The sequence below is a fragment of the Mycolicibacterium phocaicum genome, from assembly GCF_010731115.1.
Taxonomy (GTDB): domain Bacteria; phylum Actinomycetota; class Actinomycetes; order Mycobacteriales; family Mycobacteriaceae; genus Mycobacterium; species Mycobacterium phocaicum.
The window spans coordinates 196,836-213,551 of the sequence record NZ_AP022616.1 but is presented as its reverse complement, the minus strand read 5'-3'; the positions used below and the strand labels follow the sequence as shown (position 1 = coordinate 213,551).

At 68.7% G+C, this 16,716-nt stretch carries 15 protein-coding genes; 3 read left to right on the top strand and 12 right to left on the bottom strand.

Annotated elements, in window-relative coordinates:
• Positions 1–134: 134 nt before the first annotated feature.
• Entirely contained in the window at positions 135–1,541 is a 1,407-nt protein-coding gene (locus G6N46_RS01035; protein ID WP_138249776.1) for an HNH endonuclease signature motif containing protein, read from the bottom strand.
• A 294-nt stretch (positions 1,542–1,835) separates the two neighbouring features.
• On the opposite strand from G6N46_RS01035, the gene G6N46_RS01030 reads away from it, so the two are divergent.
• Positions 1,836–3,455 carry a 4-coumarate--CoA ligase family protein gene (locus G6N46_RS01030; RefSeq protein ID WP_138249777.1) on the top strand — a complete coding sequence of 540 codons (1,620 nt, stop codon included), beginning with the start codon at positions 1,836–1,838 and terminating at the stop codon, positions 3,453–3,455.
• Here G6N46_RS01030 and G6N46_RS01025 read toward each other — a convergent pair.
• The 11 genes from G6N46_RS01025 to G6N46_RS00975 all read right to left on the bottom strand — a co-directional run bounded on the left by G6N46_RS01025 (position 3,452) and on the right by G6N46_RS00975 (position 14,365).
• Positions 3,452–4,147 (bottom strand): hypothetical protein, encoded by a 696-nt coding sequence (locus tag G6N46_RS01025; RefSeq protein ID WP_138249778.1) that lies wholly within the window; start codon positions 4,145–4,147, stop codon positions 3,452–3,454. The two genes, G6N46_RS01030 and G6N46_RS01025, sit on opposite strands and share 4 nt — an antisense overlap.
• A gap of 116 nt (positions 4,148–4,263) precedes the next feature.
• Positions 4,264–5,274, bottom strand: a complete 1,011-nt coding sequence (locus G6N46_RS01020; RefSeq protein WP_138249779.1) for a methionine synthase — start codon at positions 5,272–5,274, stop codon at positions 4,264–4,266.
• Between the two features lie 10 nt (positions 5,275–5,284).
• The gene (locus tag G6N46_RS01015) at positions 5,285–5,629 is read right to left on the bottom strand and encodes an ArsR/SmtB family transcription factor (protein ID WP_138249780.1); all 345 of its coding nucleotides are present in this window, start codon (positions 5,627–5,629) and stop codon (positions 5,285–5,287) included.
• Complete coding sequence (locus G6N46_RS01010) at positions 5,626–6,114, bottom strand: SRPBCC family protein (RefSeq protein ID WP_138249781.1); 489 nt, start codon at positions 6,112–6,114, stop codon at positions 5,626–5,628. Before G6N46_RS01010 ends, G6N46_RS01015 begins: the two co-directional genes overlap by 4 nt.
• Positions 6,115–6,189: 75 nt before the next feature.
• On the bottom strand, positions 6,190–7,257 hold the full coding sequence (mnmA, locus tag G6N46_RS01005; RefSeq protein WP_064859084.1) for a tRNA 2-thiouridine(34) synthase MnmA: 1,068 nt from the start codon (positions 7,255–7,257) through the stop codon (positions 6,190–6,192).
• Between the two features lie 2 nt (positions 7,258–7,259).
• A complete protein-coding gene (locus tag G6N46_RS01000) occupies positions 7,260–8,447 on the bottom strand; it encodes a cysteine desulfurase family protein (protein ID WP_138249782.1) in 1,188 nt (395 codons plus the stop codon).
• A 33-nt stretch (positions 8,448–8,480) separates the two neighbouring features.
• Positions 8,481–9,335 carry a lysophospholipid acyltransferase family protein gene (locus tag G6N46_RS00995; protein WP_138249783.1) on the bottom strand — a complete coding sequence of 285 codons (855 nt, stop codon included), beginning with the start codon at positions 9,333–9,335 and terminating at the stop codon, positions 8,481–8,483.
• Complete coding sequence (locus G6N46_RS00990; protein ID WP_138249784.1) at positions 9,332–10,165, bottom strand: GNAT family N-acetyltransferase; 834 nt, start codon at positions 10,163–10,165, stop codon at positions 9,332–9,334. The genes G6N46_RS00995 and G6N46_RS00990 overlap by 4 nt, the downstream gene beginning before the upstream one ends.
• A gap of 110 nt (positions 10,166–10,275) precedes the next feature.
• Entirely contained in the window at positions 10,276–11,886 is a 1,611-nt protein-coding gene (locus G6N46_RS00985; protein WP_138249785.1) for an amidohydrolase, read from the bottom strand.
• Positions 11,883–12,965 carry a C45 family autoproteolytic acyltransferase/hydrolase gene (locus tag G6N46_RS00980; protein ID WP_073694155.1) on the bottom strand — a complete coding sequence of 361 codons (1,083 nt, stop codon included), beginning with the start codon at positions 12,963–12,965 and terminating at the stop codon, positions 11,883–11,885. The genes G6N46_RS00985 and G6N46_RS00980 overlap by 4 nt, the downstream gene beginning before the upstream one ends.
• Complete coding sequence (locus G6N46_RS00975) at positions 12,962–14,365, bottom strand: purine-cytosine permease family protein (protein WP_073694281.1); 1,404 nt, start codon at positions 14,363–14,365, stop codon at positions 12,962–12,964. Before G6N46_RS00975 ends, G6N46_RS00980 begins: the two co-directional genes overlap by 4 nt.
• 139 nt (positions 14,366–14,504) lie before the next feature.
• Here G6N46_RS00975 and G6N46_RS00970 point away from each other — a divergent pair, with 139 nt between their 5' ends.
• A complete protein-coding gene (locus G6N46_RS00970; RefSeq protein ID WP_138249787.1) occupies positions 14,505–15,539 on the top strand; it encodes a LacI family DNA-binding transcriptional regulator in 1,035 nt (344 codons plus the stop codon).
• Positions 15,536–16,678 (top strand): NDMA-dependent alcohol dehydrogenase, encoded by a 1,143-nt coding sequence (locus G6N46_RS00965; protein WP_138249788.1) that lies wholly within the window; start codon positions 15,536–15,538, stop codon positions 16,676–16,678. Before G6N46_RS00970 ends, G6N46_RS00965 begins: the two co-directional genes overlap by 4 nt.
• Positions 16,679–16,716: the final 38 nt, after the last annotated feature.

The following is a 16,716-nucleotide window of genomic DNA, read 5'->3' as shown; positions in this document are numbered from 1 at the left end:
CGGGGCGGCGGAGTGGGCCGATCCGCGGTCGGCTACGGCCAGGCGTGCAGATCCCGCGGCGCGTGGTGCCGCGGGGCGTGCGGTACCGCCGCCGCGGTTGGTCGGCGTGGCGTTCCGGCGCCGTTGGCGCTGGATCAGCTTGCGGGACTGTCGGTTTCGCCATCGCCGCCGCCTTCGCCCTCGGCCGGGTAGAGCGTCGGGCGGTGGTACTGATTCGTCCTTGGTTGGCCGACATCGAGCAGTGGTGGTGGGGTCCAGTGGGTGCGGCCGTCGGGGCCCATGGTGGTGCTCCAGCCGCCGGTGTCGACCAGCCGGTTATCACAGCCACAGGCCAGGGTCATGGCGTCAACATTGGTCAGGCCGTCCTCGCGCCAGTTGGTGATGTGATGGGCCTGGCTGCGCGAGGCCGGGGCGGTGCAGTTGGGTTTGGTGCAACCCAGGTCCCGGGCGAACAGGGCCAGCCGCTGCGCGGCGCTGGCGGTGCGCGCCGCCCGACCCAGATACAGCGGCTGGCCGGTGTGGTCATCAAACACCGCGAGGTAGTTGTCCGACCCCTGTGCGGCCATCCGCACCAAATCCTTCACCGGCAGCTTCGTCCCGGTGTGGGTCACAGCCATCCCGGTGCGCTTTTCCAGGTCGGCGACGGTGCAGGTGGCAACCACCGCGACGGGGAGCCCGTTGTGCTCGCCCAACATGCCCGAGGTCAGGGCCATGCGGGCCACCCACATCTGCGCATCATGCTGACGCTGCGCCAGGGTGCGGGTGTCGTTCGCGATCTGCTCGGCCGTCGGTGTCCCCGAGTAGCAGGGCGTCTCATCAGCCGGGTTGCACATCCCGGGCGCGGCGTACTTGTCGTAGATCGCATCCCAATACGCCCGAGCCTCGGGGGTCATCGTGCCGGACACCTCGCTGGTGCCATCGGCGCGTTGCTTACCGTGGGCGATGCCCCGTTTGCGGTCACGTTCGGCGTCATCGGGTTCGGGACCGTCCTGATCCAGCCGGTACAACAAATCCGCGGCCGCACGCCGAAGCTCTTCAGGGGTTTTGACCCGGGCGCCGGCCACCAAATCCTTCTCGCACTGGGCGACGGTGATCGGGTCGGCCGCCCACAGCGGCAGCTTCTGGAAAAACCAGGTGATCACCTGCACGTGCTCACTGTTGATCGCACCCTCAGCCAGCGCGGCGGCCACCAGCTCCCACACCGGGCCCAACGCCTCCCCGGTGATCGCCGACCGCGGACCCAGATGGTCACAGTCCCGAACCCGGCGACGCGCCTCCTCGCGGCTGACGCGGAGCCGGATATGCAACACCTCAGGCCAATTCTTGGCCCCGATCTCTTTAGCGGTGGCCTGAGTTTGGGCGGCGGCCAGAATCTGCTGATCGACCGCCTCGGCCGCGCACTTCAGGGTTTCGCGGCGCGACTGCAACGCCAACAACGTTTTGATGGGCAGCCCGCTGTAATCCAGGGACGCGAGCCGAGCCTGCGAAGCCTCGTACGCGGCGTACGCCTCCTCGATGACAGCCGGATCGGTCAACCCCATAATCGAACAATAGTTCGAAGCACCGACAAGAAACCGCGGCACGTGTGACACCAGTTACCCACTGTGACCAGCGCAAACAAAGTGACCAAAGTTTTTCTCGCGGTGGCCGTTCAGAACAGCATGAACTGGCCGCCGGCCGGCGTCCGGTCAGCGAAATGGACGCGCCGTGGCGGCGTGCCCGACGGGTGCGTTGCGCATGGCCGACGACATGTAACGCGGCCCGCCAACCGGCCTGACAACGGCAACCAACCGGCATGACGCACGTCACCCCGGCATGGTTCGATCTAAGACGCCATGACTATCGCGAGCCCTTTCCCCGAGGTCCAGATCCCGACGTCGGCCGTCTACGAGTACATCTTCGGTTCGCTGGCCGAACAGGATGCCGATCGCATCGCGATCACCGAGGTCGCGACCGGTGCCGAGTACACCTACCGCGAGCTCATCACCCGGATCGAGGCCTTCGCCGGCGCGCTGGCCGCCCGTGGTCTGGGCGTCGGCGACGTGGTCGGCCTGCTGGCACCCAACAGTGCCGCGTTTGCCATCGCCTTCCACGGCATCCTGCGGTCCGGCGCCACCGCCACCACGATCAACGCGCTGTTCACGGCCAAGGACATCGCCAAACAACTGACCGACTCCCGTGCGGCCATGCTGATCACCGTCACGTCGCTGGCGCCGCAGGCGCTGCAGGCCGCCGCCGAGGTTGGGCTGCCCGCCGATCGTGTCGTCGTGCTCGACGGTCCCGGCACGGCGGCCGACGGCCATCCGAATGCCGCCGAACTGCTGGAGGCGGCGTCGCCCGCGCCGCAGGTCAGCTTCGACCCGGCCACGCACCTGGCGGCCCTGCCCTACAGCTCGGGTACCACGGGAAATCCCAAGGGCGTCATGCTGACCCACCAGAATCTGGCGGCGAATGTGGCGCAGATTCGGCCCATCCAGGGCCTGATCCCCGAGGACCGCGTGCTCGCGGTGCTGCCGTTCTTCCACATCTACGGCATGACGGTGTTGCTCAACTCGGTGCTGCACGCCCGGGCCCGGCTGGTCATCATGCCGAGCTTCGACCTGGCGCTCTTTCTCAAGACCATCCAGGACCACAAGTGCACGTTCGCGTTCATCGCGCCGCCCGTCGCGGTGGCCCTGGCGAAGCATCCGATGGTCGACTCCTACCGGCTCGATTCGCTGAAGGGCCTGATGTCGGGCGCCGCGCCGCTCGATGACGACCTCGGGATGGCGGTCTCCGACCGCCTCGGCTGTCCCATCGTGCAGGGCTACGGCATGAGTGAGCTGAGCCCGGTGAGCCACTGCATGCCGTTCGACGGCGGCCGCGAACTCGTCGGCGCCGTCGCACCGTTGAGCTCGTGCGGCTGGACCGTGCCGAACGCCGTCAGCAAGATCGTCGACCCCGATACGGGAGCCGAGATCGGCCGACCCGAGCACGGCCTCAGCGAGGTCGGCGAACTGTGTTTCCGGGGCCCCAACGTCATGGCCGGGTACCTCAACAACGACGCCGCCACGAGCGAGACCATCGACGCCGACGGCTTCCTGCATACCGGTGACCTGGCCCGGGTCGACGCCAGCGGCTGCATCTACATCGTCGACCGGCTCAAGGAACTCATCAAGTACAAGGGCTACCAGGTACCGCCGGCCGAACTCGAGGCCGTGCTGCTGACGCACCCCGGTATCGCCGATACGGCAGTGGTCGGGGTGCGCGATCCGGAATCGGGCGAGGAAGTACCCAAGGCGTTCGTGGTGCTGCAACCGGAGTCGGCGTTGACGGGCGACGAGATCATGGATTTCGTCGCCGGTCAGGTGGCGCCGTACAAGAAGGTCCGGCGGGTCGCGTTCATCGATGCGATCCCGAAGTCCGCGGCGGGCAAGATTCTGCGCCGCGAACTGCGCGACATCCGCGAGGTCTAGCCCGGCAGCGTCTGGCCGATGTCGCGCGCGGCCCGGGCCTGGCGATAGCCGACCGCGAGCCCGATGAGCGGCATCAACACCAAGCCCGCCAGCCCGAACAGGTCGCCCCGCAACCCGACCGGCTCGGCGGCGGCCCATACCGGGATACCGGTGTGGTCGGCCGCCAGCAGATCCGCGTCGCCCTCCATGCGCGGCGCGGCCGGCGCATGCATCTCGACGGCCAGTGGGGCCGCCGCCGGCGCCGCCCACCACGAACGTCCTGCCGTCGTACCGGTGTGCTGTTCGGCTACGACGACGGGCACCATCGCGTTGGGTGGCGTGAGGGGCGCGGCATCGGGGCCGTCGGAACCTCTGTTCGACTGGGCGTTCGCGCCGTTTCCGTTGCCGTTTCCATTGCCATTTCCATTGCCGCCGCCCTTGCCGTTCGACGAACTGCCGGAGTTGGTCTGGCCAGACACCGACGAATTGCCGGCGGGATTGCCGCGCGTCGCGGAGCCGCCGTTGCCGGAATTGCCGTTGCCGGGATTGCCGCGGGAGGAGCCGCCTTGGGAACTCCCCGACTTACCGTTCCCGCCATTGCCGTGAGACCCGCCGGGGTCCGCGGCCGCGACGGCCGGCGAGGGACCGGCCAGCGCCAGAAACGCCGCGACCGAAAGGCTGGCGACCGTCAGCAGCGCATCGTCACGGCGCACGTCCGCCCCCGATCACTTCCGCTGAGTGGCACCCCGCAGCGCACTCTGGACCTTCATCATGGCACGTCACCGCGCCGAGATTGACGATTTCCGCGGTTCGCTGGACACGGCAGAACTCACGCCGCATCCGGGTCCTGAGCAATGCCGTCGGCGGCCTTGCGGAGCACGGTCAGCGCCGTACGGGCCCACTTCTCTGTGGCGCCGGCCAGGCCGCAGGAGGGCGTGAGGCCGACGCGCTCGCGCAGCACCGTCCGGGGAAACCCGAGCCGGTCGGTGACGCTCGCGGCCGCGGCGGCCACGGTCTCGACCGGCACCGGGCGGTCGGGTGCCACGCCCGGCACGACCCCCAGCATGATCGTCCGGCCCGCCTCGACCCACTCACCGATGCCATCCAGGTCGGCCGCGATCAGCTTGGTCACGTCGACGGAAATGGCACTGAAAGCGGTGCGCGCCAGGGTTTTCCACGGCACCTCAGTGGCACAGACATGAATGCTCGCCGGTCCGCCGACCGTCGCGATGCACTCGTCGAGCAGACTCGCGGCCAGTAGCGCGTCAACCGGCGCCACCGGCGACATCCGGGTCACCCCGGTAAGCCGCCCGGCCAGGGCTGCGGGCAACGCCGGTTCGTCGAACTGCACCACCACCTCGGCGTCACAGCGGCGCGCAACCTCGGCGCGATGGTGCGCGACGCCCTCGGCGAGCGAACCCGTCAGGTCCCGCAGGGCGCCCGGATCGGTGATTGCCCGGTGGCCGCCGGACAACTCGAGTTCGGCCGCCAGCGTCAGCGGACCCGGGACCTGCACCTTGATGGTCCGTCCCGTCCCGCGCAAGCCGGACTTCTCCCACGCCTCCTCGAGCGCGTCGACATCCTCGTCGAGCAGGCCCGTGGCGCGGCGCACGACGGCACTGCGGCCGGGTGCAATGCGGTAACCGCGGGGGACGGTATCGATGCCGATGTCGACGAGCAGTGCGCCCGCCCGTCCGATGATGTCGGCGCCGATGCCACGCGCCGGCAGCTCCACCAGATGCGGCAGGGCGGGCAGCTCACCGACCACGACCGCCGCCGCTTCCCGGGCGACCGTCCCCGGCCACGAGCCGATACCGGTTGCCTGAGCGAAAACAGTCACGCCGCCAACACTATTCGATGGCTTCCCCGGACCCCTCTTCCACGTAGCTCCGCAGCCGGTCCAGGGCGCGGTCCCACCGCTTCGACAGCGCAATCAGATACTCGCTGGCCTCGGCGAGCGGGTCCGGCTGGATCCGCCAGATGCGCTCACGCCCGTGCCGACTGCTGGTCACCAACCCCACCGCCTCCAGCAACAGCAGATGTTTGGTGGCCGCCTGCCGGGTCACCGGGATCACCTGTGTCACTTGCGAAGTCGAGCACGGACCGGCCTCACAGAGGCGTACGACGATGCGCAGCCGGTTGGCGTCGCCGAGCGCGTCGAACAGCGGCGCCCGGGCCTCCACGGCGGTACTCACACGAGCTCGTCCAGGTACTTGCGTACCAGTTTCGTCTGGGCTTCCCAACCGCCGCTGTTGGCCTCGAACGCCGCCGCGCGACGGTCGGCCGGGATGCTGTCGAACCCGGATTCGACGATCTGCAGCAGCACGCCGTCTGCGGTCTCGGTCAGGGTGAACTCGACCAGCGTGGTCGGCTCGGCGTCGTAGTCGGCGCCGGGTTCGACGGCGTACGGATGCCAGCGGAATGCCAGTCGGCGCGACGGCTCCACCGCGACGATGTGCCAGACGGACAACTTCCCCGCGTGCGGTTCCTGCGCGGCGGCGACCTCGTCGTCGACCTCGGTCGGGGTGATCACGCCGGTCACCGACTGGCCCGCGACGAACGGGCCGTCGAAGCGCACGCCGAACCAGCGACCGAACTCATCGGCGTTGGAGATGGCGCGCCACACGCGGCCCAGCGGGGCACGCAGGGTGACTTCTTTTTCGATGCGATCGGAATTCATAAGCAACCTCCTGGTTGCCTTTTACGCTACGACGCACCAGCGCCAAGCGCAACCTTTTGGTTGCTTTTGAAGGGGTCAGCGCGCGATCGTGGCGCTGCCGATGACCTCGTCACCGTCCGGGTCACGCCGATACAGCACCATGGTCTGACCTGGGGCGACACCGCGCAGCGGCGTGCGCAGCTGCACATCGAGCACGCCGTCCCGGAACTCGGCGACCGCATCCGCCAGACCCCCGTGCGCCCGCACCTGAATCAGGCACTCGACCGGACCCTCGGGCGCCACACCGGAGGTGAACACCGGACGCTCGCCCGTCAGCGCGTGAATCTCGAGATCCTCCACCCCACCGACATGCACGGTCCCGGTCTCGGCGTCGATACCCGTGACATAGCGCGGCAGGCCGTCCGGCCCCGGACCCGCGATGCCCAGCCCCTTGCGCTGACCGATGGTGAACCCGTGCACGCCGTCATGCTCGGCGAGCTTCGTGCCGCCGGCATCGACGACCGCGCCCGGCCGGATGCCGATGCGCGCGCCGAGGAAGGCCCGGGTGTCACCCGACGGGATGAAGCAGATGTCGTGACTGTCCGGCTTGTCGGCGACCGCCAGCCCACGCTCGGCGGCCTCCTGACGAATCTGCGGCTTGGGGGTGTCGCCGATCGGGAACAGTGCGTGGCTGAGCTGCTCGGCGGTCAGCACGCCGAGCACATACGACTGGTCCTTGTCGGCGTCGACGGCACGACGCAGCCGGCCGTCCTCCAGTCGCGCGTAGTGCCCGGTCGCCACGGCGTCGAATCCCAGCGCCAGCGCCCGGGCCGACAGCGCCGAGAACTTGATCTTCTCGTTGCAGCGCACGCAGGGGTTCGGCGTCTCGCCACGGGCGTACGACTCGACGAAGTCGTCGATGACGTCTTCCTTGAAGCGGTCCGCGAAATCCCATACGTAGAAAGGGATTTCGAGGATGTCCGCGACCCGGCGGGCATCCCCGGCGTCCTCTTTGGAGCAGCAGCCGCGTGACCCGGTGCGCAGGGTGCCGGGCGCGGTGGACAGCGCCAGGTGCACGCCCACCACGTCATGGCCCGCGTCGACCATGCGCGCCGCGGCCACCGAGGAGTCCACTCCCCCGCTCATCGCTACCAGAACCCGCATGACTACCTTCCCAACCCGGCACTGGCCAGTGCGGCCTGACGGGCCCGCTCGACCGCGGCCGGCAGCACGGCCAGCGCGGCATCGACGTCGGCGTCAGAACTGGTGTGCCCCAATGAAAATCGGAGTGATCCGCGGGCGCTCGCCGGATCGGCACCCATCGCGATCAACACATGTGACGGCTGTGCGACGCCGGCGGTGCAGGCCGAACCCGTCGAACACTCGACGCCCTTGGCGTCCAGCAGCATCAGCAGGGCATCGCCCTCGCAGCCGCGAAAAGTGAAGTGCGCGTTGCCCGGGAGCCGATCCTCGCCGGTGCCGCCGTTGAGCACCACGTCGTCGATGCCGGACAGCACGCCGTCGACCAGGCGGTCCCGCAGGGCGCCGATCCGGATGCGGTAAGCGTCCAGGCCCTCGACCGCGACGCGCGCTGCGGCAGCCATGGCCACCGCCCCCGCGACATCCGGCGTGCCCGAACGCACGTCACGTTCCTGACCACCACCGTGCAGCAGCGGCACGCAGGCGACATCCCGGCGCAGCAGTAGCGCCCCGACCCCGGTCGGGCCGCCGAACTTGTGTGCCGCCACACTCATGGCGGACAGCCCACTCGCCGCGAAATCGACCGGCACGGCACCGACCGCCTGGATCGCGTCACTGTGGATGGGCACACCGAATTCAGCTGCGACAGCTGCCAATTCGGCGACCGGCTGGATGGTGCCGACCTCGTTGTTGGCCCACATCACGCTGATCAGCGCGACGTCGTCATGGGTTTCGAGAATCTCACGCAGGGCTTCCGCGGAGGCGGCACCCGAACTGTCCACGTGCAGCCACGTCACCTCTGCACCCTCGTGCTCGACCAACCACTCGACGGCATCGAGTACCGCGTGGTGTTCGACGGGCGACACGACAATCCGACGGTGTCCCGGGCAGCTGCCCCGGCGGGCCCAGAAGATGCCCTTGACGGCCAGGTTGTCGCTCTCGGTGCCACCCGCGGTGAAGATCACCTCGGAGGGCCGGGCACCCAACTGCTGGGCCAGGGACTCGCGGGCCTCCTCCATCCGGCGCCGGGCTGCCCGGCCGGAGGTGTGCAACGAGGACGCGTTGCCGCCTGCCGCCAGGACCGCCGTCATCGCCTCGATGGCAGCGGGGTGCATCGGGGTCGTGGCGGCGTGGTCCAGGTATGCGGGGCTCATGGCCTGTCCAGGATACCGGCCAGGCCAAACCGGTCAGGCTGCCAGCACGTGCCCGTGAACAGCGGCGACGGGCAGCGGACCCACCTGGTGCACCGCAGCCTGGCACCGGGCGGCCAGATCCCGGCGGTCGGTGCCGGGCAGCTGCAGCGACTGCACCTGCATGTGGCACACCGTCAGCTTGGCGGTGACGACGCGCTTGATGGACGTCAGCAGCGAATCGTCGCCGATGAACGCCGGGATGGTCGACTGCGCGCCGCCCGGGTGCCGGTAGGTCAGCTGCAGCGGCTGCACGGGGCGACCGGTGTCGATGGCGGCCTGGAACATGGCCGGGGCGAACGTGCCGTGCCCCAGCCCGCACCACGTGGTGCCCTCGGGGAACGCGACGACCGTCTGACCTGCGGTGAGCCGGTCCCCGACGGTGCGGACGACGTCGGGCAGGCGACGCAGGCTGTGCCGGTCGATCGGGATGACCTTCAGCAGCCGGGCCACGAAGCCCAGGGCCGGCCACTCGATGAGGTCGGCGCGGGCCACGAACGAGCCGGGCATGACCGCGCCGATGGCGAAGATGTCCACCCACGACACGTGCCCGGCGACCACCAGGACGCCGCTCAGGTTGCGGATGGGGCCACCGGAGACGGTGATCCGCACGCCCAGGCACCGCAGCATCAGGCGGCAGTACATCCGCTGGATGCGGGACTTGCCGGGCAGCGGTACCGCCAGCAGCGGCAGCGCGGGCAGCAGCAGCATCGTCATGATCAGCCGGACGGTCGTGCGCAGCACCACGACGATCGGGCGGCTGACGTGCACGGCATCGACCCGGATGCAGCTGGTGTCGCACGACGCCTTCGGCAGCCAGGCGTGCTCCTGCGGTGTCACGGGCGTTGTCACTGGGCGGCCTTGTCGGTCGCCGCGGCCGCCGACCGCAGCCGGGTCAGGTACCGAACGTCGGCTTCGCGCTTGTCCAGCAGGGCCGGGAAGTCGCCGACACCGAAGTCCGGGTCGTAGGCCGGGTCACCGCACACCTTGGCGCCGAGGCGCAGGTAGCCGCGCATCAACGGCGGCACGGTCACCCGGGCCGGCGGCTCGATGTCGTCGAGCAACTTGCCGTCGATGATCACCGGGCGGTACGGCCGCACCTTGTACTCGGAGGCGTGCCGCTTGTTGACGAAGTCGCGCACGCCGCGAATCTGGGTGGCCGGTGGCTCGTCGGGGCTGCCCTGGATGGGCACCGACACGCAGCCGGTGACGTAGTCGTAGCCGCTGTGGTCCAGGTAGGCCAGGATGCCGCCCCACATCAGCAGCACGACGGCGCCGTTGCGGTGGTCGGCGCGGACCACGGCGCGGCCCATCTCCACCAGCGACGGGCGCAGGCGGTCGAGCGCGGTGACGTCGAATTCCGTTGCGGTATACAGTCCGCCGGCGGCGATGGCGCCGGGCGGCGGCAGCATGCGGTAGCAGCCGACGTACTCGCCGGTGTGGTCCTCGCGGACCAGCAGGTGGTCGCAGAACTCGTCGAATCGGTCGGCGTCGCGGCCGCTTTCGAATCCGGGGCTGTCGTCGGTGAGGGTGTAACCCGGCTCGGAGGTGAACACGTGGTGACGAAGCCGCTGCGCGGCGTCGATGTGTTCGGGATCGGCCGACAACAGGAGGGTGTACCTCGGGGTGTCGGTCGAAGCAGCAGTGTCGTCGGGGGCGATGAGTACAGAACTAGTGCTCATGCTCAGCACGGTGACGGAGCCGATCAGCGCGGCGGCATCAATCACGTAACGCGTTGATGACCGGTTGCGAAACGGTTGGCTTTCACCGTGATCTGGGGTCTGAAATGCCCTCAGCCCACGTGATGCTCGCGGCCCGCCATCACCGTCGTCCGCACGCGGGCCGTCAATAACGCATCGACACCGACGGTGAACGGATCGCGATCCAGCACAACGAAATCGGCCGCATGCCCGGCGACCAGCCGGCCCGTCACGTCCTCCCACCGGCATGAGTAGGCGGCGTCACGCGTTCCGTGTGCCAGCGCCTCGGCCAACGGCAACGCATACTGCGGCAGGTGCGCTGCCAGGGCCGGATCGGACGCGGACCGCCGCGTGGTCGCGACGAACATGTTGGGCAGCGGCGGGTACGGCGCGGTCGGCGCATCCGAGCCGAACGCCAATGTCGCACCGGCAGAAGTGAATTCAGGCCACGGGAACCCCCGATCGGCCCGGTGGTCACCCAGCATGGCCCGCCAGTTGTCGGCGATGGCGGGGTCGGCGTGGACGGGCTGCATGGAAGCGATGACACCGAGCCGGGCCAGCCGCGCGACGTTGGCCTCGGTGACGGTCTCCAGATGCTCGATGCGATGCCTGCGGTCCCGCGGCCCGTTCACCTCGATCGCGTGCTCCAGCGCCGACAGCGCGATGTCAGAGGCTTCGTCACCGATGGCGTGCATGGCCACCTGCAGTCCCGCGGCATCGGCGGCGGCCACCACCGGCGCGAGTGCTTCCAGATCCCAGATGGGGCCGGGATGGCTGCCGTCGGCGTACGGCTCTTTCATCGCGGCGGTACAGCTGTCGATGACGCCGTCGACCAGGATCTTGATGCCGGTGATGCGCAGCCACGGCCCGGACAGTCGCCGGTTGAGCTCGACGGCTTCGCGCACCTGGGCCAGATTCTCGGCAGCCGAGGACGTGCGGTTGATGATCCAGTGTCCGGCGATCCGCAATGGCAGCGTGCCGTCACCTGCCGCGAGGGCACGTTCCAGGGCGGGCAGATCGGCGCCATCGAGACCCATGTCGACGGCACCCGTCACACCGGCTGCCAGATAGTGCGTGAAGGCGGCGGCGAGCGCCGTGTCGCGTTCGGCGTCGGTGACGGTGCCGTCGAGGAACGTGCGCATCAAACCCAGTGCGGCCGTTTCGTACAGCATCCCGGTGGCATTGCCCTCGGCGTCACGCTCGATGGTGCCACCGATGGGATCCGGGGTGTCGGCGTCGATGCCCAGCTCGCGCAGCGCCGCGGTGTTCACCCACGCCGAGTGCACGTCGTTGGACGCCAGGTACACCGGCCGGTCGGCGACGGCCGCGTCGAGCATGTGCCGGTCGGGGGCCTGGCCGGCCAGTGGCGCGTAGAGCCAACTGCGGCCCAGAATCCTCGCAGCAGACGGATCGTCGGAAGCCGCTGCAGCCAAACGGTTTTGGATGTCGGCGAGGTCGACGGCGTCGAACAGGTCCACCTGTTGCAGCGACTGTCCCATCGACACCAGATGCGTGTGCGCGTCGATGAAGCCGGGCAACACCAGCGCGCCGTCGAGTTCGACGGTGCGCGTGATGCCGGGCCATCCGTCGGCGGACGCCGTGTCGCCGACGAAGACCAGTTCCGTTCCGTCCACAACGAGGGATTGGGCCCATTCCGGTTCGGCAGCGGTGAAGATCCGTCCGCCGCGATAGTGCGTTGTCATCGGGCGACGACCTCCGTGCATTCCAGGGTGGTCCAGGCGCCGTCCCGGGCCTGAAGAGGTGTGCCCGCCAGGATGCCGGCGCGGCGGTGCTCGGGTTCCAGCAGCACGGTCGCCAGGGTCGCCCAACGCTGCCCGAACACCGCGTCCGGCGCGGGTACGCAACACAGTTGCGGCTCACCGGGATCGGACCGCAGATAGTGGACGAGATCGTCGGGCTGCCGCGGCGTCGGGTAGCTCCCGAGCTTAGACATGATGAGCTGCAACCGTTCCTGCGAATCCGGGTCGTACAGCCCTGGCTTTTCGAACGGCGTGTTCCGCGCATCGAGAAAGTGGTTGGTGTGGGGCAGATAGCCGTCACACGGTGGCAGTACACAGACGCCGCGGGGGCTGAGCTCGGCGCAGACGGCCGTCTCGGTATCGAGCAGGGTGAAGGCGCCCGAGGTGCTGATCGGCGCCCCACGCAACAACTCCAGTGCCTCGGCGACGCTGCCCGCGTTGCCGAGCACCGCCGCGGCCAGCACGTGCACCGGCACCCCGGTGGGAGCGTCGTCGCGGTGGCCGAGGATGTTGAAGAACAAGCCGAGCCCCGCGCTGTTGACGCCGATCTTGCCGAGCATGCCGTGCTCCGTCAGGCCCACATACGAGTACGTCGGGCCGCTCACGGTGTGCAGATGCCAGAACGGGTCCATCTCCTGGTGCCAGTCCCAGGTCTGGATGCCGAACGGCGATCCCGCCCGCGGCAGGTGCCCGATGGTGGAACATTCACCGGGCCGGCTACCGAGCGCCTGCGACAGGATCTCGGTGCGGGCGTTGACCGCGATGACCCGCCAGGGTTCCAGACCCGCACCGTCGGCCACGCCGAGGATCTCGTCGGTGTACCGGGCGTCCCACCCGGTGATGATGTCGGCGATGCGGTCCGCGTCGGAATGCGCTGTCGCGTCAGCGATTCCGACGGTGTGGAACAGCTCGAAATACAGGTCGACGGCCGCGGGTAGCTCGGCACGCAATGCGTGTCCGCGGGCCACCCCGCGTTCGGCGGGCGAGGCGGCGTCGACGGTGACCATCAGCCGGGTGCTCATCGTGTGACCTGCCGGCGGCTCATCAGCACGACGTAGACCACCGCGGGCACCAGGAGCCCGACCGGCAGCGAAAGATCGACGCCACCAACCGCTTTGGCCACCGGACCGGTGAACACCGGGGCGGCGACGCACATCAGGCTCAGGCCGATCCCGACCACCACGGCGACGACGCCCGCCCAATTGACCCCGGCGGTGTACCAGTAGGGGCTGGCACTGGTCTCGTCGCTGAGGCCGGGCCCGTCGTAGGTGTTGCGGCGCCACAGCACATCGGCGACATACACGGCCATCACCGGCCCCATCACGGTGACCACGAGCTGCATCATATTGCTCACGGTGTCAAGGAAATTCGATACGAGCAGGGCATACATCGTCATTGCGGTGCCGATGCTGCCGTCCAGCAGTACGCTCCGCGAGCGGCGCAGCTTCAGGCCCACCGACTGCAGCGCCAGCCCGGAGCTGTAGGCCGTCATGGCGTTATTGGCGATGGTGCCCACGATGACCGCGACGAGGAAGACGGGAATGAACCACGACGGCAGGACGCCCTCGATCGCGGACTCCGGATCGGCCATGTTCAACGCCGTCCCGGCGAGGGCGCCGAGCCCGGTGGTCAAGACGCTGGGGACGAACGCACCGAGCGAGGTCCACCCGGCCACGGCGACCGGCGACGTGTCCGACGGCAGGTAGCGGGCGAAGTCGGCGCTGTTGGTGTACGACAGCGGCGCCGACGCGACGATGGTCAATCCGGCAGCGATGGCCGCCCACAGCCCGACGCCGTGCAGAGGCTCGGCGGGGTGATATGCCCAGTCCGCCTTGCCCAGAACGAAAAACGCCATCACGACGAAGACCGCGGTGAGCACGAGTGCGAGCGGCTGGTACAGCCGGACGATGGTGGCGTGCCCGTAGACACCGATGACGAGGGTGACTCCGGCAACGGCCAGGATCAGCACGACCTTGACGGGGACGGTCACCTCGACGCCGAATCGCTCGGCCAGTCGGAACGCGGTGTAGGAGGCGGCCGCCCAGTTCAGCGCGAGGTAACACACGCTGATGAACCAGCTGGTCACGAGGATGTTGACCCGGTTGCCGCGGATGCCGTACATCGCCCGGCTGATGACCTCGCTCGGGGTGCCCGACGCGGGGCCGCTGACGGCGACGATGCCGGTGAGGACGGAGAACAGGTTACCGACGACGATGACGGCCAGCGCCTGCCAGAGGCTCAGCCCCATCAGGATGAGCGTGCCGCCGACCACCAGTGCGAGGTATCCGACGTTGGGCGCGGCCCAGACCGCGAACAGCTCGCGGGCCCGGCCGTGCCGCTCGGTTTCCGGGATGTAGTCGATGCCGTGGGTTTCGACCTGTCCCAACCGATCGGCGGACGGCTGGTCAGTTGTGGGCGTCATCAGAGACATGACTCCTCCGGGGACTTGCAGGGCGTGTGATGGCGATCACCGTACGGAACCAAATCGATTTGGACAACGGGTGGAACGAACTATCTTCAAATCGATTTGGTGCAGGTCTTTGCATTGCTAGCGTGTGGTGGTGACACAACGACGGACCCGTCCCACCATCCACGACGTGGCTCGCCGCGCCGGAGTGTCCGCGACTACCGTCTCGCATACGTTCAGCGGCAAGGGCGTGGTCGCTGCCCCTACCCGCCAGCATGTCCGCGAGGTCGCCCGGCAATTGGGCTACCGGCCCGATGTCGTCGCGCAAGGCCTGCGCAACAGCAGGCTCGGCGTGCTGGCCCTCGTCCTGCGGCCATTGGAGACCCTGGATTCGTTCCTTCCCGAGGGCGTCGACTATTTCCTCCGGTTCGCCGGGCAAGCCGCCCTGGCCGCGATGGAGCTGGGCTACGGGCTCATGCTCGTCGCCGATCCGACGCGGGAGGACTCGCCCGCAGCTGCCTTGGCGTGCGATGGTTTCCTCATCACCGAACCGGTTTCGAACGACCCGCTCGTCGCCATGCTCTCCGAGGAGCACATACCGTTCCTGAGCGTCGGACGGGATCCCGAGAACGCCGGTTATGACAGCTGGCTCGATACCGGCACCGCGTCGATGACACGGCAAGTGCTGCAGCATCTTCAGGACGCGGGCGCGACGCGTATCGCGTTGGTGACAGGAACGGATCGGAACTCGTGGAACCTCGACACTGAGTCGACGTACCGCGACTGGGCCGCGCAACACGGGCAGGAACCGCTCGTCGTGCATCAACCCGAGACCGCGGGCCAGGTCGGCGGAACCGCGGCTTTTGACGAACTCTTCAGTGCCGCAACGACTCCCGACGCCGTCTACTGCCTCACCGGCCGCCACGCCGCCGGCATGCTTAGCGCCCTCACCGGTCACGACCTTCGGGTGCCCGACGATGTGCAACTCGTCGCCGGTTCGGATTCCGAGCAGACCCGCTCGGCCGTTCCCGCGATCACCGCGGTGGATCTGGGCCCCGAACTCCTGGCCCGCGTCGCGGTCACCACGCTCGCCAATCGCCTTGACGCCGTGGACCGCCCGATCCCGAACGGCGACCTGTGCGGCCGCCTCATCACCCGCGGCTCCACCCGGCCTATGATGCCGCGATGAGAAGCCGCGCCGCGATTGTCCGTGAGGTCGGCGGAGACTGGTCGGTCGAGGAATTCGAGCTCGACCCGCCGCGCGCCGGTGAGGTTCTGCTGCAGATGGCCGCGGCCGGGCTGTGCCACTCCGACGATCACATCCGCGCCGGCCAACTGGCCGCGCCCAAAGGCGCTGCGGTGCCGAGCATGCCGCCCACCATCGGCGGTCACGAGGGCTCGGCGGTGGTGCTCGAAGTCGGTCCGGGCGTCACCCGGTTCTCCCCCGGCGACCATGTGGTGACGTCGTTCCTCGCGGTGTGCGGGAAATGTCGTTGGTGCACAAGCGGTATGGAGTACCTGTGCGACGTCGGCGCCGGCACACTGATTCCCGGGATGCCCACCGATGGCACGTTCCGTCATCACAGCCTCGCCGGTGAAGAGTTGCGACACACCTCGAAGATCGGCGCGTTCGCCGAACACACTGTGGTGGCGGCGGATTCGCTGGTGAAGATCGACCCGGCATTGCCGCTGGTGCCCAGCGCGCTGCTGTCCTGCGCGGTGCCCACGGGCTACGGGTCGACGGTGCGGCGCGCCGGGGTGCGTGCCGGCGACACCGTCGTCGTGATCGGGGTCGGCGGGATCGGTACTGCGGCGTTGCAGGGGGCCGCGTTGGGTGGGGCTGCTCATGTTGTGGCCGTCGACCCGGTGGCGTTCAAGCGGGAGTCCGCAGTCGGGTTCGGTGCCACCCACGCCGCGGCCACCGTCGCCGAAGCTCTTGAGCTGGTACGGGATCTGACGCGCGGCGTGATGGCCGACGCCGTGGTCGTATCGCCGTCGCTCATCGGTGACGGTGACGTCTCCGATGCCCTGTCCCTGACCCGAAAAGGCGGCACCTGCGTGCTGACGGGGATGGCGGCTGGGTCAGCTGGCGCCGTGCAGCTCGACCTGCAGGACCTGATCCTGATGAACAAGAACCTCTGCGGAACGTTGTTCGGTTCGTGCAACCCGACCACCGAGATCCCGGCGCTGGCGCAGCTCTATCAAGAGGGTCGGCTCAAGCTCGACGAGATGATCACCCGGCGCTACCGACTCGACGACATCAACGAGGCGTTCGATGACCTCTTGGGCGGCCGGGTGATTCGCGCGGTGATCGATTACGGCGTGTAGGCGCACTCGCAAAAGTTCGCCGTAGGTACAGCCTCGAC